Annotated in this window: 26 protein-coding genes; 19 read left to right on the top strand and 7 right to left on the bottom strand. The window is 63.0% G+C overall.

Features of this window, described 5'->3' with window-relative positions; genetic code table 11:
• Positions 1–83 precede the first annotated feature (83 nt).
• Positions 84–1,637 (top strand): Do family serine endopeptidase, encoded by a 1,554-nt coding sequence (locus ACSQ3I_RS16275; protein ID WP_436000581.1) that lies wholly within the window; start codon positions 84–86, stop codon positions 1,635–1,637.
• Between the two features lie 13 nt (positions 1,638–1,650).
• Here the strand turns inward: ACSQ3I_RS16275 and ACSQ3I_RS16270 are convergent, their stop codons facing one another.
• Together ACSQ3I_RS16270 and serB are read right to left on the bottom strand one after the other, a co-directional pair.
• The gene (locus ACSQ3I_RS16270) at positions 1,651–2,223 is read right to left on the bottom strand and encodes a GNAT family N-acetyltransferase (RefSeq protein ID WP_436000579.1); all 573 of its coding nucleotides are present in this window, start codon (positions 2,221–2,223) and stop codon (positions 1,651–1,653) included.
• Between the two features lie 29 nt (positions 2,224–2,252).
• Positions 2,253–3,143 (bottom strand): phosphoserine phosphatase SerB, encoded by an 891-nt coding sequence (serB, locus tag ACSQ3I_RS16265; protein WP_436000577.1) that lies wholly within the window; start codon positions 3,141–3,143, stop codon positions 2,253–2,255.
• Here serB and miaA point away from each other — a divergent pair.
• The gene (gene miaA / locus ACSQ3I_RS16260; RefSeq protein WP_436000575.1) at positions 3,142–4,041 is read left to right on the top strand and encodes a tRNA (adenosine(37)-N6)-dimethylallyltransferase MiaA; all 900 of its coding nucleotides are present in this window, start codon (positions 3,142–3,144) and stop codon (positions 4,039–4,041) included. The two genes, serB and miaA, sit on opposite strands and share 2 nt — an antisense overlap.
• A 7-nt stretch (positions 4,042–4,048) precedes the next feature.
• On the opposite strand, the gene ACSQ3I_RS16255 is transcribed toward miaA, so the two are convergent.
• Entirely contained in the window at positions 4,049–6,151 is a 2,103-nt protein-coding gene (locus tag ACSQ3I_RS16255; protein WP_436000573.1) for a helicase HerA domain-containing protein, read from the bottom strand.
• A 381-nt stretch (positions 6,152–6,532) separates the two neighbouring features.
• On the opposite strand from ACSQ3I_RS16255, the gene ACSQ3I_RS16250 reads away from it, so the two are divergent.
• Genes ACSQ3I_RS16250 through ilvN form a run of 4 tightly spaced genes read left to right on the top strand, consistent with a single transcriptional unit; the run spans position 6,533 to position 9,623 of the window.
• Complete coding sequence (locus tag ACSQ3I_RS16250; protein WP_436000720.1) at positions 6,533–8,290, top strand: acetolactate synthase 3 large subunit; 1,758 nt, start codon at positions 6,533–6,535, stop codon at positions 8,288–8,290.
• A 55-nt stretch (positions 8,291–8,345) separates the two neighbouring features.
• On the top strand, positions 8,346–8,633 hold the full coding sequence (locus ACSQ3I_RS16245) for an AbrB/MazE/SpoVT family DNA-binding domain-containing protein (protein WP_436000571.1): 288 nt from the start codon (positions 8,346–8,348) through the stop codon (positions 8,631–8,633).
• On the top strand, positions 8,614–9,015 hold the full coding sequence (locus tag ACSQ3I_RS16240; protein WP_436000569.1) for a type II toxin-antitoxin system VapC family toxin: 402 nt from the start codon (positions 8,614–8,616) through the stop codon (positions 9,013–9,015). The genes ACSQ3I_RS16245 and ACSQ3I_RS16240 overlap by 20 nt, the downstream gene beginning before the upstream one ends.
• 35 nt (positions 9,016–9,050) lie before the next feature.
• Positions 9,051–9,623 carry an acetolactate synthase small subunit gene (ilvN, locus tag ACSQ3I_RS16235; RefSeq protein ID WP_109460035.1) on the top strand — a complete coding sequence of 191 codons (573 nt, stop codon included), beginning with the start codon at positions 9,051–9,053 and terminating at the stop codon, positions 9,621–9,623.
• Between the two features lie 65 nt (positions 9,624–9,688).
• Here ilvN and ACSQ3I_RS16230 read toward each other — a convergent pair whose 3' ends face one another.
• Positions 9,689–10,534 carry an aldo/keto reductase gene (locus ACSQ3I_RS16230; protein WP_436000566.1) on the bottom strand — a complete coding sequence of 282 codons (846 nt, stop codon included), beginning with the start codon at positions 10,532–10,534 and terminating at the stop codon, positions 9,689–9,691.
• Between the two features lie 211 nt (positions 10,535–10,745).
• Between ACSQ3I_RS16230 and ACSQ3I_RS16225 the strand changes: the two genes are divergently transcribed.
• The 13 genes from ACSQ3I_RS16225 (at position 10,746) to ACSQ3I_RS16165 (ending at position 21,518) form a co-directional block, all read left to right on the top strand.
• Complete coding sequence (locus tag ACSQ3I_RS16225) at positions 10,746–11,339, top strand: LysE family translocator (protein WP_436000565.1); 594 nt, start codon at positions 10,746–10,748, stop codon at positions 11,337–11,339.
• A 27-nt stretch (positions 11,340–11,366) separates the two neighbouring features.
• The gene (nthA, locus tag ACSQ3I_RS16220) at positions 11,367–12,011 is read left to right on the top strand and encodes a nitrile hydratase subunit alpha (RefSeq protein WP_436000563.1); all 645 of its coding nucleotides are present in this window, start codon (positions 11,367–11,369) and stop codon (positions 12,009–12,011) included.
• On the top strand, positions 12,008–12,667 hold the full coding sequence (gene nthB, locus ACSQ3I_RS16215; RefSeq protein WP_436000561.1) for a nitrile hydratase subunit beta: 660 nt from the start codon (positions 12,008–12,010) through the stop codon (positions 12,665–12,667). The genes nthA and nthB overlap by 4 nt, the downstream gene beginning before the upstream one ends.
• Complete coding sequence (locus ACSQ3I_RS16210) at positions 12,654–13,037, top strand: nitrile hydratase accessory protein (RefSeq protein ID WP_436000560.1); 384 nt, start codon at positions 12,654–12,656, stop codon at positions 13,035–13,037. The genes nthB and ACSQ3I_RS16210 overlap by 14 nt, the downstream gene beginning before the upstream one ends.
• 136 nt (positions 13,038–13,173) lie before the next feature.
• On the top strand, positions 13,174–13,650 hold the full coding sequence (locus ACSQ3I_RS16205; protein ID WP_436000558.1) for an Lrp/AsnC family transcriptional regulator: 477 nt from the start codon (positions 13,174–13,176) through the stop codon (positions 13,648–13,650).
• Positions 13,651–13,790: 140 nt separating this feature from the next.
• On the top strand, positions 13,791–14,828 hold the full coding sequence (locus tag ACSQ3I_RS16200) for a Rieske 2Fe-2S domain-containing protein (protein WP_436000556.1): 1,038 nt from the start codon (positions 13,791–13,793) through the stop codon (positions 14,826–14,828).
• A complete protein-coding gene (locus ACSQ3I_RS16195) occupies positions 14,828–15,820 on the top strand; it encodes a PDR/VanB family oxidoreductase (RefSeq protein ID WP_436000555.1) in 993 nt (330 codons plus the stop codon). The genes ACSQ3I_RS16200 and ACSQ3I_RS16195 overlap by 1 nt, the downstream gene beginning before the upstream one ends.
• 95 nt (positions 15,821–15,915) lie before the next feature.
• Positions 15,916–16,704 (top strand): glucose 1-dehydrogenase, encoded by a 789-nt coding sequence (locus ACSQ3I_RS16190; protein WP_436000553.1) that lies wholly within the window; start codon positions 15,916–15,918, stop codon positions 16,702–16,704.
• Between the two features lie 43 nt (positions 16,705–16,747).
• Positions 16,748–17,878, top strand: a complete 1,131-nt coding sequence (locus tag ACSQ3I_RS16185; RefSeq protein ID WP_436000551.1) for an ABC transporter substrate-binding protein — start codon at positions 16,748–16,750, stop codon at positions 17,876–17,878.
• A 10-nt stretch (positions 17,879–17,888) separates the two neighbouring features.
• Positions 17,889–18,983, top strand: coding sequence for an ABC transporter ATP-binding protein (locus ACSQ3I_RS16180; RefSeq protein WP_436000549.1), 1,095 nt, complete (start codon positions 17,889–17,891; stop codon positions 18,981–18,983).
• Positions 18,980–19,837 (top strand): ABC transporter permease, encoded by an 858-nt coding sequence (locus ACSQ3I_RS16175; protein ID WP_436000547.1) that lies wholly within the window; start codon positions 18,980–18,982, stop codon positions 19,835–19,837. Before ACSQ3I_RS16180 ends, ACSQ3I_RS16175 begins: the two co-directional genes overlap by 4 nt.
• The gene (locus ACSQ3I_RS16170; protein ID WP_436000545.1) at positions 19,834–20,613 is read left to right on the top strand and encodes an ABC transporter permease; all 780 of its coding nucleotides are present in this window, start codon (positions 19,834–19,836) and stop codon (positions 20,611–20,613) included. Before ACSQ3I_RS16175 ends, ACSQ3I_RS16170 begins: the two co-directional genes overlap by 4 nt.
• Complete coding sequence (locus tag ACSQ3I_RS16165; RefSeq protein ID WP_436000544.1) at positions 20,610–21,518, top strand: helix-turn-helix transcriptional regulator; 909 nt, start codon at positions 20,610–20,612, stop codon at positions 21,516–21,518. The genes ACSQ3I_RS16170 and ACSQ3I_RS16165 overlap by 4 nt, the downstream gene beginning before the upstream one ends.
• A gap of 30 nt (positions 21,519–21,548) precedes the next feature.
• On the opposite strand, the gene ACSQ3I_RS16160 is transcribed toward ACSQ3I_RS16165, so the two are convergent.
• The 3 genes from ACSQ3I_RS16160 to ACSQ3I_RS16150 form a co-directional block, all read right to left on the bottom strand.
• Entirely contained in the window at positions 21,549–22,601 is a 1,053-nt protein-coding gene (locus tag ACSQ3I_RS16160) for a C45 family autoproteolytic acyltransferase/hydolase (RefSeq protein ID WP_436000542.1), read from the bottom strand.
• Positions 22,602–22,629: 28 nt separating this feature from the next.
• Positions 22,630–23,517: a polysaccharide deacetylase family protein gene (locus ACSQ3I_RS16155; protein ID WP_436000540.1), complete on the bottom strand. Its 888-nt coding sequence runs from the start codon at positions 23,515–23,517 to the stop codon at positions 22,630–22,632.
• A 78-nt stretch (positions 23,518–23,595) separates the two neighbouring features.
• Entirely contained in the window at positions 23,596–24,024 is a 429-nt protein-coding gene (locus ACSQ3I_RS16150; RefSeq protein WP_436000538.1) for a hypothetical protein, read from the bottom strand.
• Positions 24,025–24,085 lie beyond the last annotated feature (61 nt).

Raw genomic sequence — 24,085 nt, 5'->3', positions numbered from 1 at the left:
CCTGAAAAGGCCATTTAACCTGTGATCATTCCGAATTATGGTGGCCTTCGCCGCGTCCCGCAATTCCAGCATGAGGAAGCCCTATGGCGCTGACGATACGATCATCCCTGAAACGTTCACTGGTGATGCTGGCGACCGCAAGCCTGCTTGTTGGCGCAGTAGTGCCTGCCGTGCAGGCACAAGGGACGCCGCCCGGCACCGGGCCGGCTTCGGTCGCGGATCTGGCGGAAGGGCTGCTCGACGCCGTCGTCAACATCGCGACGTCTCAGAACGTCAAGGAGAAGGACGAAAGCGGACCGCTGCCGCAGATCCCGGAAGGCTCGCCGTTCCAGGAGTTCTTCAACGATTTCTTCAAGGGCGAGAATGACGGCAGCGGCAGCCACAAGGTCAATTCGCTGGGTTCCGGTTTCGTCATCGATCCGGCCGGCTTCATCGTCACCAACAACCACGTCATCGAGGGCGCCGACGATATCGAGGTGGTGTTTCCGAACGGCTCGAAGCTCAAGGCGAAGCTGATCGGCACCGACCCGAAGACCGACCTTTCGGTGCTCAAGGTCGAGCCGAAGGCGCCGCTCAAGGCGGTGAAATTCGGCGATTCGAAGGTGATGCGCATCGGCGACTGGGTGATGGCGATCGGCAATCCGTTCGGCCTCGGCGGCTCGGTGACGGTCGGCATCATTTCGGCCCGCGGCCGCAACATCAATGCCGGCCCCTACGACAACTTCATCCAGACCGATGCGGCGATCAACAAGGGCAATTCCGGCGGCCCGCTCTTCAACATGAAGGGTGAGGTCATCGGCATCAACACGGCGATCATCTCGCCGAGCGGCGGTTCGATCGGCATCGGCTTTGCCGTGCCGACGGAACTGGCGGAGAATATCGTCAAGCAGTTGATCGAGTTCGGCGAGACGCGTCGCGGCTGGCTCGGCGTGCGCATCCAGCCGGTCACCGATGACATCGCCGAGAGCCTCGGCCTCGACCGGGCGCGTGGCGCGCTGGTTGCCGGCGTCGTCAAGGGCGGACCGGTGGAAAACGGCCCGATCAAGACCGGCGACGTGATCCTAACATTCGACGGCAAGGCCGTTGCCGAGGTTCGCGACCTGCCGCGCGTCGTGGCGGAAAGCCCGGTCGGCAAGGCAGTCGACGTGGTCATCCTGCGCGACGGCAAGGAACAGACCGTCAAGGTGACGCTCGGTCGCCTGGAAGACAGCGTCGACACGGCGGCGGCGCAGACCGATCCCGTCATCGTTCCGGAAGGCGAGGAAGAGACCGTTCCGGATGCGGACAACAATGAGCAGGCAACGCCCGATACACCGCAGGAGGATGGCGACGTGACGCCGGCGGCGACATTGGGCATGACGCTCGGCGCGCTGGATGCGGAAGGGCGCAAGTCCTTCGGCATTTCCGAAGGCGTGGAAGGTGTCCTGATCACCGAGGTCGCCGATGGCTCCGTGGCAGCCCAGAAGGGTGTCAAGAAGGGCGAGGTCATCGTCGAGGTGGCGCAGAGCTTCGTCGATACGCCGGCGGCCGTCACCAAGAAGCTTGGCGAGTTGAAGAGCGAAGGCCGGCGCAATGCGCATCTGATGATCGCGGGTGCCACGGGCGACCTGCGTTTCGTTGCCCTGCCGCTGGAATAGCGGCCGGCTGCAGTCAGGGCTTGCCCGCTTGGCGGGCGAGCCATTCCTGATTGGTCACGACATAGACGACGTGGCGGCGCAGCTGCGGATGGCTGTCGGGCACGCGGGGGTGATCGAAATCGCGGCCGGGGTCCCGTCGCATCCCGAGCCGCTCCATCACCGCCGTCGAGCGATGATTGGCACTGACGGCAAACGAGACGATCTCGGGAAGCTGGACGGTGACAAAACCGTGCTGCATCAGCGCCGCTGCCGCTTCCGTCACATAACCCTTACCCCAGAAGCGTGTCGCCAGCCGCCAGCCGATCTCGACGCCTTGGGTTTCCAGTTGCGGTTCCAGATTGGGTCGCGACAGGCCGCAAAACCCCATCGGCTCGTCGCTGATCCTGTCGACGAGGGCATAGAAGCCCAAGCCGGTGTCATCGATCATTCCCCGGACCTTGTCGAACAGGACGTCGGATTCCGCCTTCGTCCGGCGGAAGGGAAAGAATTCCATCACCTTGCGATCGGCATTGATCTCATGGAAGAGATCACGGTCGGTCTCTTTCCAGTTGCGCAATCGCACTCTTTCGGCGTCGAGGATATGCATGGAGGCCTGCCTTCGAAGATCGTCTTGCTTCAGCCGGTGACGAATTCGTGCTTGCGGTAGCCTTGCAGGTAGAGCAGGGCCGTGAGGTCGGCGTGGTCGATGCGGATCTTTGCCTGCGCCGAGACGACGGGCTTGGCATGCAGGGCAACACCTGAGCCGGCCAGCTGCAGCATGCCGAGATCGTTGGCGCCATCGCCGACGGCCATCGTCTCCTGCGGCGAGATGCCAAGCCTTTGGGTGATGTCGAGCAGCGCATCGACCTTCGCCTGCTTGCCGAGGATCGGCTCGGCAACGAAGCCGCTGAGGAAACCGTCTTCCTGCAGCAGCACGTTGGCGCGGTTTTCGTCGAAGCCGAGCCGGGCTGCAATCGGGCCCGTGAAGACCGTGAAGCCGCCGGAGACGAGCGCCGTGTAGTGTCCTCGCGCCCGCATGGTGGCGATCAGCTCCGGTCCGCCGGGCATCAGGGTGATGTGCTTGCGGATGACGTCGTCGACCACCGAGAGCGGCAGGCCCTTCAAAAGCGCGACGCGCTCGCGCAGCGCCGGCTCGAAGGCGATCTCGCCGTTCATCGCCCGGGCGGTGATGGCGGCGACCTTGTCCTTTAAGCCGGCTTCGGCTGCCAGTTCGTCAATGCATTCCTGCTGGATCATCGTCGAATCCATGTCGGCGATGAGGAAACGCTTGCGGCGCTCGTCGGCATCCTGCAGCGCCACGTCGATGGGCGCATCGGCGATCACGGCACGGATCGCCGCTTCCGCTTCAGCCGTATCGCTGCCGTCGCGAAGCATGATGTCGCAGGCGATCCCGTCTGCCAGCCAGTAGAGGCCGGCGGCCTCGACGGTGGCTGCGGCCCGTTCCGCGATGGCTGCGGACAGGACGGGATTTGACGGATTGGCCATAAGCGTGGCAACGAAAGCCATGATGAAGAACCTTGAAAACGATAGGGACGCGATCCTGATAACCGGGCCGACCGCCAGCGGCAAGTCCGCGCTTGCCCTCAAGCTGGCGCAAGAGCAGGACGGTGTGGTGATCAACGCCGACAGCATGCAGGTTTATGACACGCTGCGCATCCTGACGGCCCGTCCGTCCGAAGACGAAATGGGCGACGTTCCGCATCTGCTCTATGGCCATGTCCCGGCGCGCGAAACCTATTCCACCGGCGCCTGGCTGCGGGATGTGACGGCCTTGCTGCCGCGGCTGCGTGCGGAAGGTCGTCTGCCGGTTTTCGTCGGCGGTACCGGCCTGTATTTCAAGGCGCTGACCGGCGGGCTTTCGGAAATGCCGGAGGTGGATCAGGATGTCCGCTGCAGTGTGCGGCTGCGGTTGCGCGATCTCGGCCCGGAGGCATTGCACCGCGATCTCTCCGAGCGCGATCCGCAGGTGGCCGGGACGCTCAATCCGCAGGACGGGCAGCGCATCGTGCGGGCTATCGAGGTGCTGGAAAGCACCGGCCGGTCGATTTCGACGTTCCAGCAGACGACGGGACCGGTGGTCGTCGATCCCGCCCGGTCGCGCAAGATCGTCGTCCTGCCGGATCGGTCCATACTGCACGATCGCATCAACCGCCGGTTCGACCGGATGTTGGAGGAGGGGGCGGTGGAGGAAGTTCGCGCCCTGCTGGCGCAGGACCTACCGCTCGACATGCCGGTGATGAAGGCGATCGGCGTGTCGCAGATCGCCGGCCTCCTGCGCGGGGAACTCGACAGGGCGGCGGTGATCGAAGGCGGTGCGGCGGCAACACGCCAATATGCCAAACGGCAGATGACCTGGTTCCGCAATCAGATGGATGACAGCTGGGAGCGCCTGGCGACACCCTGACGATCACTCAATCCTTGCGATAGAGGCTGCTGAGCGGCTTCTTCAGGATGCTTTCGCGCAACGACATGCCTGGATCGCGGCGAATGCTGCCGGAGGCGTCTGTCTCCGGTTGGGCGGGCCGATAGGGTGTCGGCGGAGAGTCGGCCGGCTGCATGCGCCTTGTCTCGGGATAGGTCGTTGACGGCGGGCGTTGAGCGGCATGCGGCTCGTCCATAGACCGGCGCCGCGGGTCGTAGCTTGTCGATGCTTCCGGCGGTGCGGACGGGCCGCCACGGGGCAGCATATCGGACCGATAGGGTTCCGGTGGCGTTCCACCCGACAAGGAAGACGCCGTGCTGCGCTCGATGGAAGGCGCCGGCACTTCGCGCATCGGCATGGCAAAGTCGCTGTCGAAATCCTCGCCGTCGAGCGTCGCCGAGTAGCTTTGCTGGAAAGCCGAGATGTCGGGGCCGGAAATGGCCCGCATGCGGCTGACGATGCCGCGCAGATCGACCGTATCGGGCGTCTCGTCGGTTGATTTTGCCGTTGCGCCGTTGGCCTTCGGCAGCAGGCTCTCCTCGACGCGGGTAAAGCGCATGCGCATGGGAACGGCGATTGCCTCACCGAAGGCGATGGCTTCGCCGTTGCCGATCGACGAGATGAAATTGGTGGTCGAGATCGAGGAATTGGGGATTGCCGAGCGGATGATTTCCTGGTCGCGGTCGTTGGCGAGCCGCATCGCAAATAATGTCGAGCACTGCGAGAGGATCGTCTGGTCGAGTTCGCCCGGCCGCTGGGTAATGATGCCGAGAGAGACGCCGTATTTGCGGCCCTCCTTGGCGATGCGGGCAATGGCCTGGCGGGTCGGGAAAAACCCGAGCGTCGGATCGGAGGGCACGTAGCGGTGCGCCTCTTCGCAGACGACCAGCATATGGATGGCGCCGTTGCTCCACAGCGCCAGTTCGAACGCCATGCGGCAGAGCACCGAGGCGACGGAATTCACCACCTCGGAGGGAATGCCCGAGAGCTGGAACGTGCTGATCGGCCGGTTGTCTCCCGGAATGCGGAAGATGTGGGCGATCGTCTCCATGATCGTGTCGCTGATCGTGTTGTTGGAGAACATGAAGTGATAGCGCGGATCGTTGATCGCCGAGATGACGCGGATCTTCAGCGAACGCAGGAAAGGCTTTTCGCTGCGGCCTTCCAGCTTGCCGATGCGGTCGTCGATCAGGGCCAACAGGTCGGCCATGCGGTAAGGAACGGGCGTGTCGGCGGTAACCGAACTTTTTTCCGTCTGCCGGCGCATCAGCGGCGAGTCGCTGCCGCGAAAGGCGCGCTTGGCTTCCGGGATCAGGTCGCGCAGCATGTCCAGTTCTTCCGCCACCGGCGGACGGCCGCGGAAAACGACCTCGGCGAATTCTTCGAGGCGCATCAGCCAGAAGGGCAGATCGAGCGTATCGGTGTCGATGACGACGGCGTGATCGGGAAATGCGGCAGCGAACTCGTTGTGCGGGTCGAGGATGAGGACGCGCAGCTTCGGGTCGGAGGAGATGGCGCGGTGCAGGAGCAGCGATACGGCGGTGGACTTGCCGACGCCGGTCGATCCGACGACGGCGAAATGTTTCGACAGCATCGACGGGATATGGATTGTCGCGTCGATGCTTTCGTCCTGCGTCAGCTTGCCGACGACGCAGGTATCGGTCTTGCCGGTGTCGTAGATGCGGACGAGGTCGGTGGCGCGGATACGGTGGGCGATGGCGCCGAGATAGGGATAGCGGGAGATGCCGGTGGAGAATTGCTCGCGGCCGTCGGGATGGACCTGCACTTCGCCGAGAAGCTCCACTTCGATGTGAAACTGGTTGTCCTGTACTTCGCCCCAGCTTCTGTCACCGACAGCCATCGAATAGGCCAGCGCGACAACACGGTTCTTGCCGACCGAAATGGAAATCAGCCGGCCGACGGACCAGAGTTCGGTGAGATCGGTGCCACCGGCTTCGGCAACCGCCGCGATGGTGGCGCGCGAACCGTTGCACGCAATGACCCGTCCGAGAAAGCGGTTGCCGGGATGCATCCCGTCACGGCGCTCGCTTTCTCCGGCCTTGCCGGATGTCTGGAGGTCATTATTTAGCAACGTCGCTCCCGTTACGGAAACAGGAAGGCTTTTTGGGGCGGAATTCGTATGCCGCGGGCCTTCTTCCTCATGCCAGACCATAACGACGCCGGCTTAACAACTGGTGTAGGCAGTTGCTCGGGTTTCAAGCTGCGGCGCAGCATCGTTTTATGAAGAAGCGCGTTGACGTGCCGAATATTTCTGTCTATCACTTCGCGCTATGAAGATTTTTGGCAACCTTATTGTGGTGGGAACGCGCATGGGCAGGGTGGTCTAACCACCCGGCGGTAGCCACCCATGCGCGACAGACAGGCTCCTAAAGGGGCCTTTTTTTATGTCCAAATTTTCCATCCAACCCGAACAAGCAGCAGAACGGAAACAGGCATGACGGGCAAAGAGCAGATGACGGGCGCGGAGATCGTTCTCAAGGCGCTGAAGGACAATGGAGTCGAACATATCTTCGGCTATCCCGGCGGCGCCGTGCTGCCGATCTATGACGAGATCTTCCAGCAGGACGATATCCAGCACATCCTCGTGCGTCACGAGCAGGGCGCCGGCCATGCGGCCGAAGGTTATGCCCGGTCGACCGGCAAGGTCGGCGTCATGCTGGTGACGTCGGGTCCGGGCGCGACCAACGCCGTCACGCCGCTGCAGGACGCGCTGATGGATTCCGTGCCGCTCGTCTGCCTCAGCGGCCAGGTTCCGACCTCGCTGATTGGTTCGGACGCCTTCCAGGAATGCGATACCGTCGGCATCACGCGCCCCTGCACCAAGCACAACTGGCTGGTCAAGGACGTCAACGATCTGGCTCGCGTCATCCATGAGGCGTTCCGCATCGCCCAGACCGGCCGGCCCGGCCCGGTTGTCGTCGATATTCCGAAGGACGTACAGTTTGCCACCGGTTTCTACGAGCCGCCGTCCGAGCACCTGACGCAGCAGAGCTACCAGCCGAAGGTACAGGGCAACCTGAACAGCATCCGCGCCGCCATCGAGCTGATGGCAACGGCGCGCCGGCCGATCTTCTACACCGGCGGCGGCGTCGTCAATTCCGGTCCGGAAGCCTCCAAGCTGCTGCGCGAGCTGGTCGAACTCACCAATTTCCCGATCACCTCGACGTTGATGGGCCTCGGCTGCTATCCGGCATCCGGCCCGAACTGGCTCGGCATGCTCGGCATGCACGGTTCCTACGAAGCCAACATGGCGATGCATGATTGCGACGTCATGGTCTGCGTCGGCGCCCGCTTCGACGACCGCATTACCGGCCGTCTCAATGCCTTCTCGCCGAACTCGAAGAAGATCCACATCGACATCGACCCGTCGTCGATCAACAAGAACGTCCGGGTCGACGTGCCGATCACCGGTGATGTCGGCCATGTCCTGGAAGACATGGTTCGCCTGTGGCGGGCACTGCCGAAAAAGCCGGAAAAGGCGCAGACCGAAGACTGGTGGGCGAGCATCAAGCGCTGGCGGGCACGCAATTCGTTTGCCTACACGCCGAGCAATGATGTCATCATGCCGCAATATGCGCTGCAGCGCCTTTACGAGTTCAGCAAGGGCCGCGATACCTATATCACCACGGAAGTCGGCCAGCATCAGATGTGGGCGGCGCAGTTCTTCGGTTTCGAGGCGCCCAATCACTGGATGACCTCGGGCGGTCTCGGCACCATGGGTTACGGCCTGCCGGCAGCGCTCGGCGTGCAAGTTGCCCATCCCGACGCGTTGGTCATCGACATTGCCGGCGATGCCTCGATCCAGATGTGCATTCAGGAAATGTCGACGGCGATCCAGTACGGGCTGCCGGTGAAGATCTTCATCCTCAACAACCAGTACATGGGCATGGTGCGCCAGTGGCAGCAGCTGCTGCACGGCAACCGCCTGTCGAACTCCTATACAGAAGCCATGCCCGACTTCGTCAAGTTGGCGGAAGCCTACGGCGCCGTCGGCCTGCGTTGCGAAAAGCCGGGTGAACTCGACGACAAGATCCAGGAGATGATCGAGGTCAAGCGGCCGGTGATCTTCGATTGCCGCGTCGCCAACCTCGCCAACTGCTTCCCGATGATCCCCTCGGGCAAGGCCCACAACGAGATGCTGCTGCCCGACGAAGCCACCGACGAGGCCGTCGCCAACGCCATCGACGCGAAGGGCCGACAGCTGGTTTGATAAGCGCTGGGGATGCGGCTATCCTGGCCGCATCCCGTCGTTCCGGAGAAAGCCCATGAGCAGAACGAAGATGTCGAAAGCGGGTGCTGTCGTGCTTCCGAAGGCGGTTCGTGATGCGCACGGCTTTTCCGAGGGCACCGAGTTCGAGGTCATCGACGGCGGCAGGGAGATTATGCTGCGGCCGGTGGAGGCGAAGGCGGAGGCGCCGAAGAAGACGCTGACGGTGGAGGAGTTTCTGGCGATGCGGCCTGTCTACAAAGGGCCACCGCTCACCGACGAAATGATCCGAAAGGGTATAGAGGAGGAAGCGCGCCGGCGCTGGGATGAAGAAAATAGCCGTTGATACGAATATCCTCGCACGCCTTCTGGCAAATGAGGATTCGCCCGAGGCCAGATACGCTGAATCCTTGCTGGGGACGGCGACGCTTTATGTATCGACAACGGTTCTGCTTGAAACCGAATGGGTGCTGAGAGGTGTCATGAGAATAGACCGCCCGGCGATAAACCGGATGATCGGCTCCATGCTCGAACTGCCGCTCTTCGAGGTCGAGCAGGTCGACACGCTTCAAGCTGTGCTTCCGGCGCATGCAGACGGCACGGATTTTGCGGATGCGTTTCATGTGATCAATGCACGCCACGCGGACGCTTTTGCCACCTTTGACCGCGATCTCGTAAAATACGCCAAACGCCATTTCCCCGACGCCACCATCACGCTGGCGTCCTGAAATCAAACACTTGCTGAAACAACGGACGAAACAACATGAACGCACACCTGCAACCCACAGGCTCCGCCTATTTCATCTCGCCGGAAACGGCCAAGGTTGAAAGCCACACGCTTTCGGTGCTGGTCGATAACGAGCCGGGCGTCCTTGCTCGCGTCATCGGCCTGTTTTCCGGCCGGGGCTATAACATCGAGAGCCTGACGGTTTCCGAAACCGAGCATGAATCGCATCTGTCGCGCATCACCATCGTCACGCGTGGCACGCCGATCGTGCTGGAGCAGATCAAGACGCAGCTGGAGCGCATCGTGCCGGTTCACCGCGTCGTCGACCTGACGGTGCGTGCACGCGATCTCAAGCAGGAGCGGCCGATCGAGCGTGAAGTGGCGCTGATCAAGGTGGCCGGCACCGGCGAGAGCCGTGCGGAAGCCCTGCGCCTGGCCGATGCCTTCCATGCCAAGGTGATCGACGCCACCGTCGAGCATTTCATTTTCGAACTGACCGGCAAGTCGTCGAAGATCGACCAGTTCGTGGCGATCGTGAAGCCTCTGGGGCTGATCGAGGTTTGCCGCACCGGCATCGCGGCGATGAACCGCGGCCCGCAGGGCATGTAAAGCCGGAGCAATTCCAGCAAAAGCGCTGAGCGGTTTGTGTCCGGAATTGCGTGAAAACAGATGTCTTAAAGCATCGCCAGCGAGGTTTTCCTCGCCGGCGGCGGAAACGCAGCGTCGAGGACCGCCCAGTCCTCGTCGGTGATATCGAGGTCGAGGGCGCCGCGGTTTTCCTCGACACGATGCGGATGGCTGGTCTTCGGAATGGCGATCACGCCGTCGCGTTCGAGAACGAAGGCCAGCGCCACCTGCGCCGGCGTCGCCTGATAGGCCTTGGCGATATCGACGAGATCAGGGTGATGCAAAAGCCGGCCCTGCTCGATCGGCGAATAGGCCATGATCGGGATGTTGCGCTCCTGGCAGAACGGCAGCAGGTCATATTCGATGCCGCGGCGGCCGAGATTGTAGAGGACCTGGTTGGCGGCGACGTTTTCGCCGCCCGGCACGGCCAGAAGCTCCTGCATGTCGTCGACGTCGAAATTCGAGACACCCCAGGCGCCGATCTTTCCGGCCTGCTGCAACTCTTCGAAGGCGGCGACGGTATCGGCAAGCGGATGATCGCCGCGCCAATGCAGCAGGTAGAGGTCGATGCGGTCGGTTCCGAGGCGCTGCAGGCTGCGGTCGCAGGCTTCGATGGTTCCGCGCCGGCTGGCGTTCCAGGGATAGACCTTGCTGACCAGGAACACCTCGTCGCGCTGGCCGGCAATGGCGCGGCCGGCCACTTTTTCGGCGCCGCCTTCGGCATACATTTCGGCGGTGTCGATCAGGGTCAATCCCAGGGAAAGCCCGGCCTTCAGGCTTTCGATCTCCCGTGTGGCATCGGCGGCGTTTTCGCCCATGTTCCAGGTGCCCTGGCCGAGGGCGGGGACGCTGATACCGGAAGGGAGGGTGACGGTGGGGATGGGATCGGACATGAAGCTCCTCCGTTGCGCCGTTCGGGCAGACGCGGCGACGATATCCGGTTTCCCCCGATGCAGCCAGCGATTTGCGGTCGCCTCCGGTGCGGTTTGTCCGGGCGGGCTTGATGGAACAGCGCCGAAGACGACCGGTTTGTCACAATGACAAGTTTCCGTCTGGCGCAACCGAAACGACTTCAGTATGCCGAACTTCTTTGCGGAGAGTGGAATGCCGTTCGAGACGCTGCTTGCGCTGGTTTTGTTTGCCTTTACCACCTCGATCACCCCCGGGCCGAACAACATGATGCTGTTTGCCTCCGGCGTGAACTTCGGTTTCCGGCGGACCATTCCGCATATGCTGGGCATCGGCGCCGGCTTCTTCTCGCTTTTGCTCGGCGTCGGCTTCGGCCTCGGCGCCTTGCTGCACACGGTGCCGCTGCTCTACACCGCGTTGAAATTCGCCGGTGGCGCTTACCTCGTCTGGATCGCCTGGAAGATCGGCACGTCGCGGGCGATCGGCGAGGCGGAGGCAGGGGCGCGACCGATGACGTTTCTCGGCGCCGCGGCATTTCAATGGGTCAACCCGAAAGCCTGGGTGATGGCGGTGACGGCTATGGCCACCTACACCGACACCGAGCAATATTTCTTCACCGTCATGATCGTCGGCCTGGCCTTCGGGGTGGTCAACCTGCCGAGCGTTTCAACATGGGCGGGTTTCGGTTCGGCGCTGCGGGAGTGGCTGTCCGTGCCGGTGCGGCTGAAATGGTTCAACATCGTCATGGCGGTGTTGTTGGTGTTGAGTTTGTGGCCGATGCTCAAGTAAGATCGGTTCGAACATCGGGAGCAGGACATGGCCGACCATCATCATCACCATGGGCACGATCACGACCACGATCACCCGGAGAACCATTACTCCGATATGCAGGCGCGCGTAAAAGCGCTGGAAAGCCTGCTGTCGGAAAAGGGGTTGATCGACCCCGGCGCGATCGATGTGATCGTCGAGACCTACGAAACGAAAGTCGGCCCGCGCAATGGCGCCAAGGTCGTCGCAAAGGCCTGGAGCGATCCGGCCTTTGCCGAGTGGCTGAAACGGGATGCCACGGCGGCAATCGCCAGCCTCGGCTTTACCGGGCGGCAGGGCGAACATATGCGGGCTGTCTTCAACGCGCCGGATACCCATAATCTTGTCGTCTGCACCCTGTGCTCCTGTTATCCGTGGTCGGTGCTGGGGTTGCCGCCGGTCTGGTACAAGGCGCCGGCCTATCGCTCGCGGGCCGTTATCGATCCACGCGGCGTGCTGGCCGAATTCGGCCTGTCGCTGCCCGAGCAGACCCGTATCCGTGTCTGGGATTCGACGGCGGAACTGCGTTATCTCGTCATCCCCGAACGGCCGGCAGGCACCGAACAGCTCGATGAAGAAGCGCTTGCCGATCTCGTCAGCCGCGATGCGATGATCGGCACCGGTGTGGCGCGCGCACCGGAGGCAAGGGCATGAACGGGCCGCACGATCTTGGCGGCCAGATGGGTTTCGGGGCCGTCGCGCCGGAAAACAACGAGCCGATCTTTCACGCGGATTGGGAAAAGCGGGCGCTCGGGCTGACGTTGTGCTGCGGCGCGATGGGCCATTGGAACATCGACGAAAGCCGCCACGCCCGGGAAAACATCTCGCCGGCCAACTATCTTTCGGCCAGCTATTATGAGATCTGGATCCGCGGCATCGATACGCTGCTGGAGCGCCACGGTTTCGCGACCCGCGAGGAACTCTTCTCCGGCCACATGTCAGGTGTCGGCACCACGCCGAAGCGTGTCCTGCAGGCGGAAAACGTGCCGGCGGCGCTGGCGCGGGGCGGGCCGTGCGAGCGGCCGACCGAGGCAAAACCGGTTTTTGCCGTCGGCGACCGGGTCAGGACCCGCAACTTCAACCCGACCGGCCACACTCGACTGCCGCGTTATGCCCGGGCAAAGCAGGGGATCGTCGAGGCGGTGCAGGGGGCCTTCGTGTTTCCCGACGACAATGCCCATGGTCGCGGCGAAAATCCGCAATGGCTCTACACTGTCGTCTTCGATGCCCCGGAGATCTGGGGCGAGGGCGCCGATCCGACGCTGACGATCTCGATCGATGCCTGGGAGAGCTATCTTGAACGCCTGTGAGCAGCGCTCCGTTCTGGCGCAATCTCCGGGCCTGCCGAAATCGGCGGAGGGCGATCCGGTGTTTCCCGAACCGTGGATGGCGGAGGCTTTTGCGCTGACCGTGCATCTGCACGAGCGCGGCCTGTTTGCGTGGAGCGAGTGGGCGGAGGCGCTGACCACGGAAGTCCATCGCCCGGGGCGAGCCGAGGATGGCAGCGATTATTTCGAATGCTGGGTGGAAGCACTTTCCGCACTGCTCGTCCGGCTGGGCCTGATGCGTGAGGCCGATATCGCTTCGCTGCAGGCAAGCTGGCAGCGCGCGGCGGAGGCAACGCCGCATGGACAGCCGATCGAGCTTGCCAACGATCCCGAACGTCGGGTGGGCGCGTAGCGTCCCGCACAGACTTTTTGTTTGCGCAGAAAATCCGTTCAGGAGTGATGGTTTGCGCAAGAATTCGCGGGCCGTCCTCGTCAACATGCCCGCAGCGGTGTATAGGCAGGCATCCACTCTATCCTGATGGAGCCTCATGATCACGCATTCGAACAAGATCGACGATCTCGATCGCAACATCATCCGCGAACTGCAAATCGACGGGCGGCGTTCGCTGCGCGAAGTTGCGCGCAACATCGGCATGGCCGAAGCCACGGTGCGGCTGCGGCTGAAACGCTTGCAGGACGAAGGAATCCTGCAGATTGTCGCCTTTGCCGACCCGACCAAGCTGGGTCCGTCGCACATGGCGCTGCTGTTCTTCAGCGTCGATCCCGGGTGCCACAACGACGTGGTGCAGCGGCTCAGCGAGTGGACGGAAGTCTCGTATCTCTCGACGACGCTTGGCGACACCGACATCTGCGCACAGGTGGTCTGCGCAGACCAGGTGGCCCTTTGGGCATTGCGCCAGAAAATCGCGGCTATGCAGGGTGTGGGAACGGTAAAAATCCTCAACGAGGTCGACGTTCACAAGATCCGTTTCGCGCTTCCCGTTGAAATCGTGGAGGAAATTTAGATGCGCAGAAATTCTCATGTAATTCTGCGCAAATATAAAATTTGATGCTTATCATTTATTGAAATGCGCAATTATTGTCGGCACTGTATGCGCAGTGTTGACGGCCTGGGGAGCGCCGTCGAAAAACGACGGAGATCTTCATGCTTCAGACGCTGCGCCAACCTTGGAATGAACTGCCGCCGTTGAGCGGTCCCAAGCGCGAGGCCGCCGAGCGCGCCATGCGTCGCCAGTGGTGGGCAGTCGCCCGCTCGACCGACCTTGATACGCCGCAGCCGGCCGTGCTTCTCGGCGAGCGCCTGGTGGTCTATCGCACCGCGTCCGGCAAGCCGGTCGTGCAGTCGCGGCGCTGTCCGCATCGGGGCGGCGATTTTTCCCAGGGCAAGGTGCATGGCGAGGGGATCGCCTGTCCTTATCACGGCTGGCAGTTCGGGTCCGACGGCAAGTGCGCGCACATTCCCTCGCTCGACAACCAGTCGAAGATCCCGGGTCGCGCGACGATCGCGACCTATCCGGTCATCGAGAAATGGGGCCATGTCTGGACCGTGCTCGAGCAGCCGGCCATGCCGATGTACGAGCTCGATGCCTGGGCGGGGTTGGATCTCGAATGGCTCGCCGGTCCACCGCTCGACTCGGAAACCGGAGTGGCGGTCGCAATCGAGAATTTTCGCGACGTCGCGCATTTTCCCTTCGTCCACGAGGTCTCGATGGGGCCGTCGCCGCATATCGTCGAGCCGCTGATGGTGAAGCGTGAAGGTCTCGATATCTGGATGCAGCGTTCCCTGAATGCCGGCAATGGCGACTGGGCGAATGATGGCGACTGCGAGATGTATTACCACTGCACTGCGCCCGGCCTTGCGACCATCACCTACGACTATGCGAAATACGGCAAGCGCATCGTTGCAGGTTTCCCGTCGCCGATGGCTTACGACCATGTGATGATCTTCTGGGGCGTTGCCAACGAGCGCAGCTATTCCGGCGCCGATATCGAGGAATGCCTGCGTATCGAGGAAATGGTCTATCGCGAGGATCTGCCGATTGCCGGCGCGCTCGAGCCGCGCGAGGTCGATTGGGACGGGACCTATGTCGAGCACTCCGTGCCGGCCGATCTCTTCACGCTCAACTATCGGCGCGCCTTCAACGAATTCGTGGGTACGGCCCTGGTGGAGCAGGCCGGCTGATGGGCGCGGCGCTTGCACGAGCCGAGATGGACGGGCCGGCTGCCGACGGCCGTTTCGACGCCCGGATCGTCGAGGCGAAACTGGAGGCGGAGGATGTGGTTTCTTTCGTTCTCAGGGCGGCGGGCGGCGGAGCGCTGCCGGCCTGGGCGCCGGGGGCGCATATCGACCTCTGTCTGCCGTCCGGCCTCGTCAGGCAGTATTCGCTCTGCGGCGATCCCGCGGAGCGGGCGTCCTACCGGATCGCGGTGCTGCGCCAGGCGGATGGCCGTGGCGGTTCGCGGGAGGTGCATGACGGTCTGCGGGTTGGCCAGACGGTGTCGATTGCCGGGCCGCGTAATGCCTTCCCGCTTCTGGCTGCGCCGCGTTATTTCTTCATTGCCGGCGGTATCGGCATCACGCCGATCCTGCCGATGGTGGAGCAGGCGCAGAAGAACGGTGCGGACTGGCGGCTCGTTTATGGCGCCCGCTCGCGCAACCGTCTGTCCTTCCTCGACCGCCTTGGCCGTTTTGACGAGCAGCGTGTCGGCCTGAGGCTCGACGAGGCTTCGGCCCGGATCGATCTCGACGAGGCCGTTGCGGCTGCCCGCGGCGGGGCTGAGGTCTATGCCTGCGGTCCGAAAGGACTGCTGGATGCGCTGGAGGCCCGCTTTGCCGATGAGAAACTTGGCGCGCGGTTGCATATCGAGCGCTTTGCGCCTGCCGCTGCTGCGGTGCTGCCTGACGACGGCAGCTTCCGCGTCATCCTCGGCCGCAGCGGCGGTCATGTCGATGTGCCTGTCGGGTGTAGCATTCTCGAAGCCCTGCGGCAGGCGGGGCACGATCACCCTTGCTCCTGCGAGCAGGGATTTTGCGGCACCTGCGAGTGCCGGGTGCTGGATGGCCTGCCCGATCACCGCGATGCGCTGCTGACAGAACAGGAGCGGCAGGCAGGCAAGGTGATGATGCCCTGCGTCTCGCGGGCGCTGACGCCCACGCTGACGCTGGACATATGACAGCTGTCAACTAACCCGCGGGGGGTATGGCTCCGCGCCGGTTGAGGGACAACACTATGCATAGGTTTTCACCCTAACTTTGAAGTGACGAAAAAATGAGCAACGGGCGCGGATGGGTTGAAGGAAAGGTTGCCGTCGTGACGGGCGCCGGCAGCGGGATCGGCCAGGCCGCGGCGCGATTGCTCGCCGCCGAAGGGGCGATTGTCTATCTCACCGACATCAATGCCGAGGCGGCCGCAGCCACGGCGGGCGAAATCGGCGGTACGGCAAAAGCGCTGCCGCACGATGTGCGCAGCGAAGCCGATTGGGACCGGGTGATCGAGACGGTTCTTGCCGGGGAGGGCCGTCTCGATGTGCTGGCCAATTGTGCCGGCATCCAGCTAACGCGCGGCCTCGTCGAGACCTCGCTTGCGGATTTCCGCCACGTCTTCCAGGTCAATGTCGAATCCGTCTTTCTTGGCACGCGAGCCGCCGTGAAGGCGATGCAGGCCCATGGCAGGGGCTCGATCGTCAACATCGCCTCCAATTTCGCCAATATCGCCGACGGGTACAATACCGCCTATTGCGCCTCCAAGGCCGCGGTATCACATTTCACGAAGGCGGCAGCGCTCGATTGCGCCCAGCGGGGCACGCGCATCCGCGTCAATTCCATCCACCCCGGCTGCATCGATACGCCCATGCTCGAGCGGGAGATCGTCGATGTGGCGGCGAAGCGCGGCGACCCCGACACGGCGTCGGTCAGGGACGAGTGGCAGCGCCTTGCGCCGCTCGGTATCGGCAGCCCGGACGATATTGGCTGGGCGGTCGTCTATCTCGCCTCCGACCGCAGTCCCTACATGACCGGATCCGAACTGGTGATCGACGGCGGGCACATCATCCGCTGAGCGCAGAGAATAAAGCCAAAACGACACAAAAAGGGGAATGACAATGCAGAACATGCAGGACAAGAACAGCGCCCGAACCTCGCTCTCGATCAGCCGTCGCCACTTCATGATGGGTGCAGCCGGCCTGAGCGCCATTGCCGGCTTCGGCATCAGGCCTGCTGCCGCGGCCAGCGACGTCGCTTTCCTCGGCTGGGAGGGTTACGATCTCGCCTTCAAATCGAAGGAGATCCTCGACAAGGCCGGGGCGGGCATGCAGGCCACCTATATCTCCGCCATCGAAGACATCATCACCAAGCTGCGTGGCGGCGGCATCGGCTCGATCGACCTCACCACGCTGATCTACCAGTATGTCGGCTTCTGCGGCCAGAGCGAATTGCTCGAAGCCATCGACGAAAGCAAGGTGCCGAACCTTGCGCTCATGCATCCGCGGGTGAAGGCTTTCGACACGTTCCTGCGCGTCGATGGCAAGCTGTATGGCGTGCCGTTCACCTTCAGCTCGATCCCGCTGCTCTACAATCCGGATCTCGTTGAAGAACCAAAGAGCTGGCTCGATCTCCTGAAGCCGGAATACAAGGGCAAGGTCGTCGGATATCCGGATGTGATGAGCATGATCGTCACCTGGTCGAAGGTGGCGAACGGTCTGGATGACCCGAGCCGCATGACGGCCGCCCAGCTTCAGGCCACCGTTGACCTCATGGTGAAGGTCAAGCAGAATTCCCGGACAATTCCTTCGAGCCTCGGTGAAATATCCGACATGTTCAGCCGCAAGGAGATCGTCATGGGCATGGGCTGGGAGCCGATGATCAAGTGGGCGGGCGACAAGGGCGTCACGCTGAAGATCGCCACGCCCAAGGAAGGCACGTTTGCCTATTTCGACACGGTCAATATCGGCAAGGACGCGCCGAACAGCGCGCTCGATCACGAACTGATCAATTGGGGCCTGTCCACCGAAAACCAGAAGGCCTTCGCCGAAGCCAACATTCTCGGCATCGTCAACGGCGAGGCGATGAAGGCCGTCAGCGATCAGACGGTCTCCGGCATCTACCATTTCGACAATCTCGATGCCTATTTCGCCGACAAGTTCCTGCCGGGCATGTTCCCGCTCGAAGCCGAGGGCGAATTCGTGACCTGGGACGATGTGCTCGCCGCCTTCGAGAGCTATCAGAGAGCGTGAGGTGGAGCCGGTGAACGCCATAACAACGCATCCGGCTCTCCCGCCCGTTTCCGTTTCGGCGGATAGTTTTAGGCCGCCTCTCGTCAGTTTGCGGGGTCTTGCCAAGAACTACGGCATCTACCAGGCGGTCTATCCGCTCGATCTCGAGTTCGGCGAGGGGGAATTCCTCGCCATTCTCGGCCCCTCGGGCTGCGGCAAGACCACGCTTCTGAAAATGCTCGGCGGGTTCATCGAACCGTCTGAAGGCAGGATCGTCATCGGCGGTACCGATGTGACGCGGCATCCGCCGGAAAAGCGGCCCACCAACATGGTGTTCCAGGGCTACGGCCTCTTTCCGCACATGACCATCCGGCAGAATGTCGGTTACGGCCTGCGCATCGCCGGCAAGCCGAAGGCCGAGGTCGATGCGCGCGTCGCCGACATGCTGGCGCTGGTGCAGATGGAGCCTTTTGCCGACAAGCTGCCGCCGGAGCTCTCCGGCGGCCAGCAGCAACGCATCGCGCTCGCCCGGGCGCTGATCATGCGGCCAAAAGTGCTGTTGCTCGACGAGCCTTTCGCCGCGCTCGACCTAAAACTGCGCCAGGCGATGCAGGAGGAACTGCGCCGCCTTCACAGCGAGATCGGGGGTACCTTCGTCTTCGTCACCCATGACCAGGCGGAAGCCATGTCGCTGGCGACCAAGATCGTCGTCATGTCCCGCGGCAGGGTCGAGCAGGTCGGCACGGCGGAAGATGTCTATCTTCGCCCGAAAACCCATTTCGTCTCGACCTTCGTCGGCGAGGCGAATTTCCTGAAGGCCGAACGCAAGCTCGCCCGCGTCAGCATCGAAAGCGCGTTCAGCTTCGACGATCCGGGCGCTGACGGTACCGTACTGGTAGGCGTGCGCCCGGAAAAGGTTCGGCTCGGCCCGGCCGCAGCCGGTTGTGACCATCGTTTCACCGGAACCGTGCTGCAGCGCGTCTTCCTCGGCGCGCAGGTGCAATACACTGTCCGCCTGACGAATGGCGAGACCTTCCTTGCCTGTCGCCCCTCGGGCGAGCTTTCGCCCGGCGATGCGGTCGAGATCGGCTGGATGGCCGGCGACCAGTGGGTGGTGACGCAATGAGCGGCGGCGCCACGATTTCCCCGGCGCGCAACAGCGTCCTGCTGTTGCCGGCCGTCGCCGTGCTGGTCGGTCTTTTCATCGGGCCGATGGTCTATTTCTTCATCGTCTCGTTCTTCAAGGTCTCGCTCTTCAAGATCGTGCCGACCGTCAATCTCGGCAACTATCTCAAGGTGCTGGGCGACTATGCCGTGCCGATCGCTTTCACCATGGCGATCAGCTTCCTGATCGCGACGATCACCACGGTGCTGGCGTTTTTCGTCGCGCATCTGATCTGGACACGCGGGCCGCGCTTCAGCGGCTTCCTGCTGGGGGCGACGCTGCTGACCCTGTTCGGCGGCTATCTCGTCAAGATTTATGCCTGGCGCACGATCCTCGGCCGCGACGGCATCGTCAACAACACGCTGGTGGGGCTGGGCGCCGTCCGCGAGCCGATCGAGGCGCTGCTCTACAGCCCCTTTGCTGTCGTGCTGGTGCTGATCAGCTATCTGCTGCCCTTCGCCATCCTGCCGCTCTACGGTGCGCTGCGTTCGATCGAGATGAAGACCATCGAGGCGGCGCGCGATCTGGGCGCAAGCCCGTGGGGCGCCGTGCGTGACGCCGTGCTGCCGCGTTGCGTGCCGGCGCTGGTTACCGCCTTCGCTCTCTGTTTCCTCGTGACCGCCGGCGATTACGTCACGCCGCGCATGGTCGGCGGCACGCAGACGATGATGATGGGCAATTTCATCGAGAGCCAGTTCGGCCTGCGCATGAACGTGCCGCTCGGCGCCGCCATGACCTACCTCGTCATCACCGTCTCGGTTGCCGTGATTGCTGCCGTCTGGTTCCTTCTCAAAGCCGTGCTGAGGTCGAAATGAACGCTTCCTTCGGCCGCCTGGCCAACAACACGATCGGGGTTTTCTGCCTGATCTTCATGGTGTCGCCGCTCGTCCTCGTCGTGCTCTTCTCCTTTGGTTCGTCGAGCCTGATGACGTTTCCGCTGCCGGGCGTGACGCTCGGCTGGTACGATGCGCTTCTTGCCCGCGACGACTTCTGGAGCGCGCTGGAAAACAGCGCGATCATCACCGGATCGGTCGGCCTCTTCTCCACCGTCATCGGCACCTGTGCGGCCATGGTGATCGCGCGGCTGCGGCCGACGTTATCCGCCGCCGCCTTCTTTCTGTTCGGCCTGCCGATGATGCTGCCGCCGCTGGTGCTGGCTCTGGCGCTGCTGTCCTTGTTCTCGGTTCTCGGCATCAAGCTCAGCCTCGTCACGGTGATCCTCGCGCATCTCACCTTCACCATGCCGTTCGTCATCCTGATCGTGACGGCGCGGCTCAGGGATTTCGACTATGCGGTGATCGACAGCGCCCGCGACCTCGGGGCGTCGCCGCTCGTGACCTTCTTCACGGTGACGTTCCCGCTGATCCGTCCGACGCTTTTCGGCGCGGCGCTGATCGCCATGGCGCTTTCCCTCGACGATTTTGTCATCACCTTCTTCCTGATTGGTGGCGGCAATACCTTGCCAACCCTCGTCTGGGGCATGCTGCGCACCGGACTTGATCCGTCCATCAATGCGCTCGGCACGCTGATCCTGCTCTTCACCGTGGGCTGCTCGGCAGCGGCACTGAAGCTGACGGGGTATCGGGGATGAACAATTCGGCTTGCTCCACCGGCCTGCGCCTCGAAACCGCAACCGTGGTCGAACTCGGCCGGCCGAAATGCCGGCCGTCGGCGGAGCCGGGTGGCATCGATCCGCTGTTGCTGGCCCATGTGGTCGATGCACTGGAAACCGACCGTTTCTTTGCCGCCCTGCGCGACTTCATCAATGCGGCGGTCCGGATCGACAATTGCGTCGCACTGGTCTTCTCCTGCGATGCGCCGCCTCTGATCCTGCACCAGTGGTCGCCGCAGCAGCCCAACTATTTCCAGATGCTCTACTGCCAGGGCGCCTATGTGCTCGATCCCTTCTATCGGGTGAGCCTCGACGACCGGCGCGGCGGCACCCACCTGCTCGACGACATCGCCCCTGACAGCTTCAACGAGAGCGAATTCTACCAGACCTATTACCGCAAGGTGCAGATGATCGATGAGATCGGCCTGCTTTTCCCGATCGACGACAAGCGTACGCTGCATCTCTCGCTCGGCCGGCGTGCGCAGTCCGAGCCCTATACCGCTGAAGACGTGGCGTGCGTGCGTGGGATCGAGCCATTGCTGCAATCCTTTCTGTTGCGTCACGCCCGCCAGGCGATCGACCTCTGGCGGCAGGCGCCGCAGGACGTGCCGCATACGGACAGCGCAGGCGGCGCGCTGATCACGACCCGCTGGCTTGCCGCCTACCATGTGACGGGCCGCGAGGCCGAGATTGCGGCGATGGTGCTGCGCGGCCATTCCAATACCTCGATCGGTCTGACGCTCAACATCAGCACGGAGACGGTCAAGGTCCATCGCCGCAACCTCTACGCCAAGGTACGGATCTCCTCGCAGGCCGAACTCTTCCTGCTGTTCATCAATCACATTCTGGAAAACGGCAATGCCGTCGCGACGATTGCCGGCTGAGCCTCGCTCGCCGGCAATCGCGTCACGGTTTTAATGCTCGCTCGGGCCGCCGTCGAGAACCGTCATTTCCCTGGCCTTCAGGTCAAGGATCACCGTGGAGAGGGTCTTGTAGGCCGTGGCCGGGTCTTCGCCGGGTTCCGGATGGCAGCAGACAGCGCCTTCGCCACCGACGTGGCGTTTCATCACCCCGAGCACGTCCGTGGCCGTCGGCCTGGCGAAGGTGCCGAGCTGGCGCCGCAGGAGGTCATGGCGCAGCAGCGTGTCGGGATAGGCTCTGGGTTCGGTGTCGTGCACGGCGGGGCCGGGGGCGAGGAAATGGTTGGTGTGGATGAGGAAGCCATCCCTATCCGGCAGCACGAAGCTTGGCCCGCCCGGATGCAGCTCCACGGACATCGCCTTACCGATGCCGTTCTCATAGGCGGTCAGGTTGAGCGAGCTGGAAGCCGAGACGTCGGCCTGCGCCAGCAACTGGCCGGCGCGAAAAATGTTGGCGGCGCTGTCGAGCGCCCAGCGGGCCGCGACATGCACGGGAACACCGATCCGCCCGCCGTCCGCGCTGTGATGGAGGATGGTGAACAGCAGGCCGAGGCCGCGGCTGTTGAGGCCGGATTTGCCGACGATGCCGTATTCGGTCATCGTCTTGGTCATAGTGCCGTCGGCGAGCGGAATCTCCCAGACCAGCCAGCTGTCGCGAAAGATCGCGTACCAGTCCCAGGTCTGCACGGCCACCGGCGCGTCGAGATCCGCGGGGAGGTGGATGACGGCGGAGCATTCGCCGCGCGTCTTCGCCCGGATCGTCGCCAGGACTTCGGTGCGGGCATTGAGCGCGCCGATCAGCTCGGGGGATAGGCCGGCGCCCTCGGCGATGCCGTGCATTTCTTCGGCCAGTGGTGGCGCGAAGGCTGTGGTTGCGGCGAGGGCAGCGCGGCCGGCCTCCGCCACGTCGAATGTGCCTGCCGAAAGGCGGTCGAACATGGCGTGGTAAGTCTCCACGTTGGCGCGGACCCTGCTTGCGAATGTCGTGCCGAACTCGCGGCCGCGCTGATGCGCGTCGAGCGCGGTCGATCGAAATACCGTCGTCATCGGTTCTGTCCTGATCGGTGTATCGGAATTAAAGCGTGTCGCGTCCGCAGGCCGATTGGGCCTGGACTGCGCCGGAGGTGATCCAGCGGTCGAGCGGGTTGGCGGCCCGCCACTGGTCGGCATAGGCACCCATGGTGGTGAACGTCACGTCGTCGTACTGCTTCATCGTGCCGATCAGCCGCTCCAGCATCATCAGGCGATGGCCGCGGCCGATGACCTGGGGATGCATGGTAACGCTGAACAGCGCGCCCGGCAGGTTTTCCCGCGCATAGGTGAATTCGTCGGTCCAGACTTCCTCGACCTTGGTCGGCGCCGACAGGCCGTAGGTGTCCTTGTCGACAAATTCGAAATGCGGGAAATCGTCCATGACCCAGGCGACCGGCAGCTCCACCAGATCGACATTCGGGCCGAAATGATAGGGGGTCTTGTCGTCGTAACGATCGTCGATGCGGGCGTAGTAGGGAATGAAATCCGAACCCATCAGGCTGGAATCATAGGTGAAACCGTAATCGAGCAGGATGCGGATGGTGCGTTCGGAAAAATCCCAGGAGGGCGAGCGGTAGCCCTTCGGCCGCACGCCGGCCGCCTTGTGCAGCGCCTCCAGCCCCTTTTCGATGTTCTGCCGCTCGCCGGCCTCGTCGAAATCCGCCGGGTTCTCATGCACCCAGCCATGATGGGTGATCTCGTGGCCCTCGTCGCGGATGCGCTTGACGAGATCCGGATAGGCGAGCGCCGTGTGGCCGGGAATGCAGAAGGTGCCGGGCAAAGCGTGTTTCCTCAGGAGGTCGAGGATGCGTGGCACGGCAATCGCGCCGAACTCGCCGCGCGACACCATGGATGGGTTGCGGGCCTTGTAGGAACCGAGCCACACGGACATGGCGTCGAAATCGAAGGTCAGGGCACAGCTGAGGGTCATTGTCGGCTCTTTCCGTTATCTCGCGAACACAAAAAAAATGGGCGCGCGGCAGGATGCCGGCGCGCCCGGGCCCGTCGCTCAGGTGGAATATTCCGGGTCGGTGGTGATGTGTTCCTTGAGGATGATCCACTTGCCGTCACGCTTCTCCATCGGGAAGGTGCACCACTGACGCAGCTTTGCCGGACCGCCGGCGAGCATGCCGCCGCCGCGCAGGATGAACGAGGCGCAGGCGATGTTGCCGTCGACCCAGATCTGGACCGATTCCTCTTCCGCCTTGATCGCCCATTCGACCATGTATTGTTTGACCATCTCGCCCCAGATGGTGAGGTAGTCGTTGTGGCCGTAAAGCAGCGAAAGCTCGCCGCCGTAGTCGTCGATCACCATGGCGTCCTTGTCGAGGACGCGTGCGAACTTCTCGATGCTCCATGGGTTGCTGGGGCTGAAGGTCCAGCCGTCCAGCCATGCATCGATTGCCGCGCGTACCCCTGCTACGTCTTTTTCCGACATCTCTGTCTCCTCTAGAAAGGCAATGATGACAGATTGGCAGCTTCGGCGCATCGCCACACTA

The organism is Rhizobium sp. LjRoot30, assembly GCF_964253915.1.
Classification (GTDB): Bacteria; Pseudomonadota; Alphaproteobacteria; order Rhizobiales; family Rhizobiaceae; genus Metarhizobium.
This window is presented reverse-complemented; position numbering and strand designations above follow the sequence as displayed.

Excerpts from the sequence above, each read along its gene's own strand:
- ACSQ3I_RS16275 (WP_436000581.1), top strand. The coding sequence starts at position 84 with ATGGCGCTGACGATACGATCATCCCTGAAACGTTCACTGGTGATGCTG.
- ACSQ3I_RS16270 (WP_436000579.1), bottom strand. The coding sequence starts at position 2,223 with ATGCATATCCTCGACGCCGAAAGAGTGCGATTGCGCAACTGGAAAGAG.
- miaA (WP_436000575.1), top strand. The coding sequence starts at position 3,142 with ATGATGAAGAACCTTGAAAACGATAGGGACGCGATCCTGATAACCGGG.
- serB (WP_436000577.1), bottom strand. The coding sequence starts at position 3,143 with ATGGCTTTCGTTGCCACGCTTATGGCCAATCCGTCAAATCCCGTCCTG.
- ACSQ3I_RS16250 (WP_436000720.1), top strand. The coding sequence starts at position 6,533 with ATGACGGGCGCGGAGATCGTTCTCAAGGCGCTGAAGGACAATGGAGTC.
- ACSQ3I_RS16245 (WP_436000571.1), top strand. The coding sequence starts at position 8,346 with ATGAGCAGAACGAAGATGTCGAAAGCGGGTGCTGTCGTGCTTCCGAAG.
- ACSQ3I_RS16240 (WP_436000569.1), top strand. The coding sequence starts at position 8,614 with ATGAAGAAAATAGCCGTTGATACGAATATCCTCGCACGCCTTCTGGCA.
- ilvN (WP_109460035.1), top strand. The coding sequence starts at position 9,051 with ATGAACGCACACCTGCAACCCACAGGCTCCGCCTATTTCATCTCGCCG.
- ACSQ3I_RS16230 (WP_436000566.1), bottom strand. The coding sequence starts at position 10,534 with ATGTCCGATCCCATCCCCACCGTCACCCTCCCTTCCGGTATCAGCGTC.
- ACSQ3I_RS16225 (WP_436000565.1), top strand. The coding sequence starts at position 10,746 with ATGCCGTTCGAGACGCTGCTTGCGCTGGTTTTGTTTGCCTTTACCACC.
- nthA (WP_436000563.1), top strand. The coding sequence starts at position 11,367 with ATGGCCGACCATCATCATCACCATGGGCACGATCACGACCACGATCAC.
- nthB (WP_436000561.1), top strand. The coding sequence starts at position 12,008 with ATGAACGGGCCGCACGATCTTGGCGGCCAGATGGGTTTCGGGGCCGTC.
- ACSQ3I_RS16205 (WP_436000558.1), top strand. The coding sequence starts at position 13,174 with ATGATCACGCATTCGAACAAGATCGACGATCTCGATCGCAACATCATC.
- ACSQ3I_RS16200 (WP_436000556.1), top strand. The coding sequence starts at position 13,791 with ATGCTTCAGACGCTGCGCCAACCTTGGAATGAACTGCCGCCGTTGAGC.
- ACSQ3I_RS16195 (WP_436000555.1), top strand. The coding sequence starts at position 14,828 with ATGGGCGCGGCGCTTGCACGAGCCGAGATGGACGGGCCGGCTGCCGAC.
- ACSQ3I_RS16190 (WP_436000553.1), top strand. The coding sequence starts at position 15,916 with ATGAGCAACGGGCGCGGATGGGTTGAAGGAAAGGTTGCCGTCGTGACG.
- ACSQ3I_RS16185 (WP_436000551.1), top strand. The coding sequence starts at position 16,748 with ATGCAGAACATGCAGGACAAGAACAGCGCCCGAACCTCGCTCTCGATC.
- ACSQ3I_RS16175 (WP_436000547.1), top strand. The coding sequence starts at position 18,980 with ATGAGCGGCGGCGCCACGATTTCCCCGGCGCGCAACAGCGTCCTGCTG.
- ACSQ3I_RS16170 (WP_436000545.1), top strand. The coding sequence starts at position 19,834 with ATGAACGCTTCCTTCGGCCGCCTGGCCAACAACACGATCGGGGTTTTC.
- ACSQ3I_RS16165 (WP_436000544.1), top strand. The coding sequence starts at position 20,610 with ATGAACAATTCGGCTTGCTCCACCGGCCTGCGCCTCGAAACCGCAACC.
- ACSQ3I_RS16160 (WP_436000542.1), bottom strand. The coding sequence starts at position 22,601 with ATGACGACGGTATTTCGATCGACCGCGCTCGACGCGCATCAGCGCGGC.
- ACSQ3I_RS16155 (WP_436000540.1), bottom strand. The coding sequence starts at position 23,517 with ATGACCCTCAGCTGTGCCCTGACCTTCGATTTCGACGCCATGTCCGTG.
- ACSQ3I_RS16150 (WP_436000538.1), bottom strand. The coding sequence starts at position 24,024 with ATGTCGGAAAAAGACGTAGCAGGGGTACGCGCGGCAATCGATGCATGG.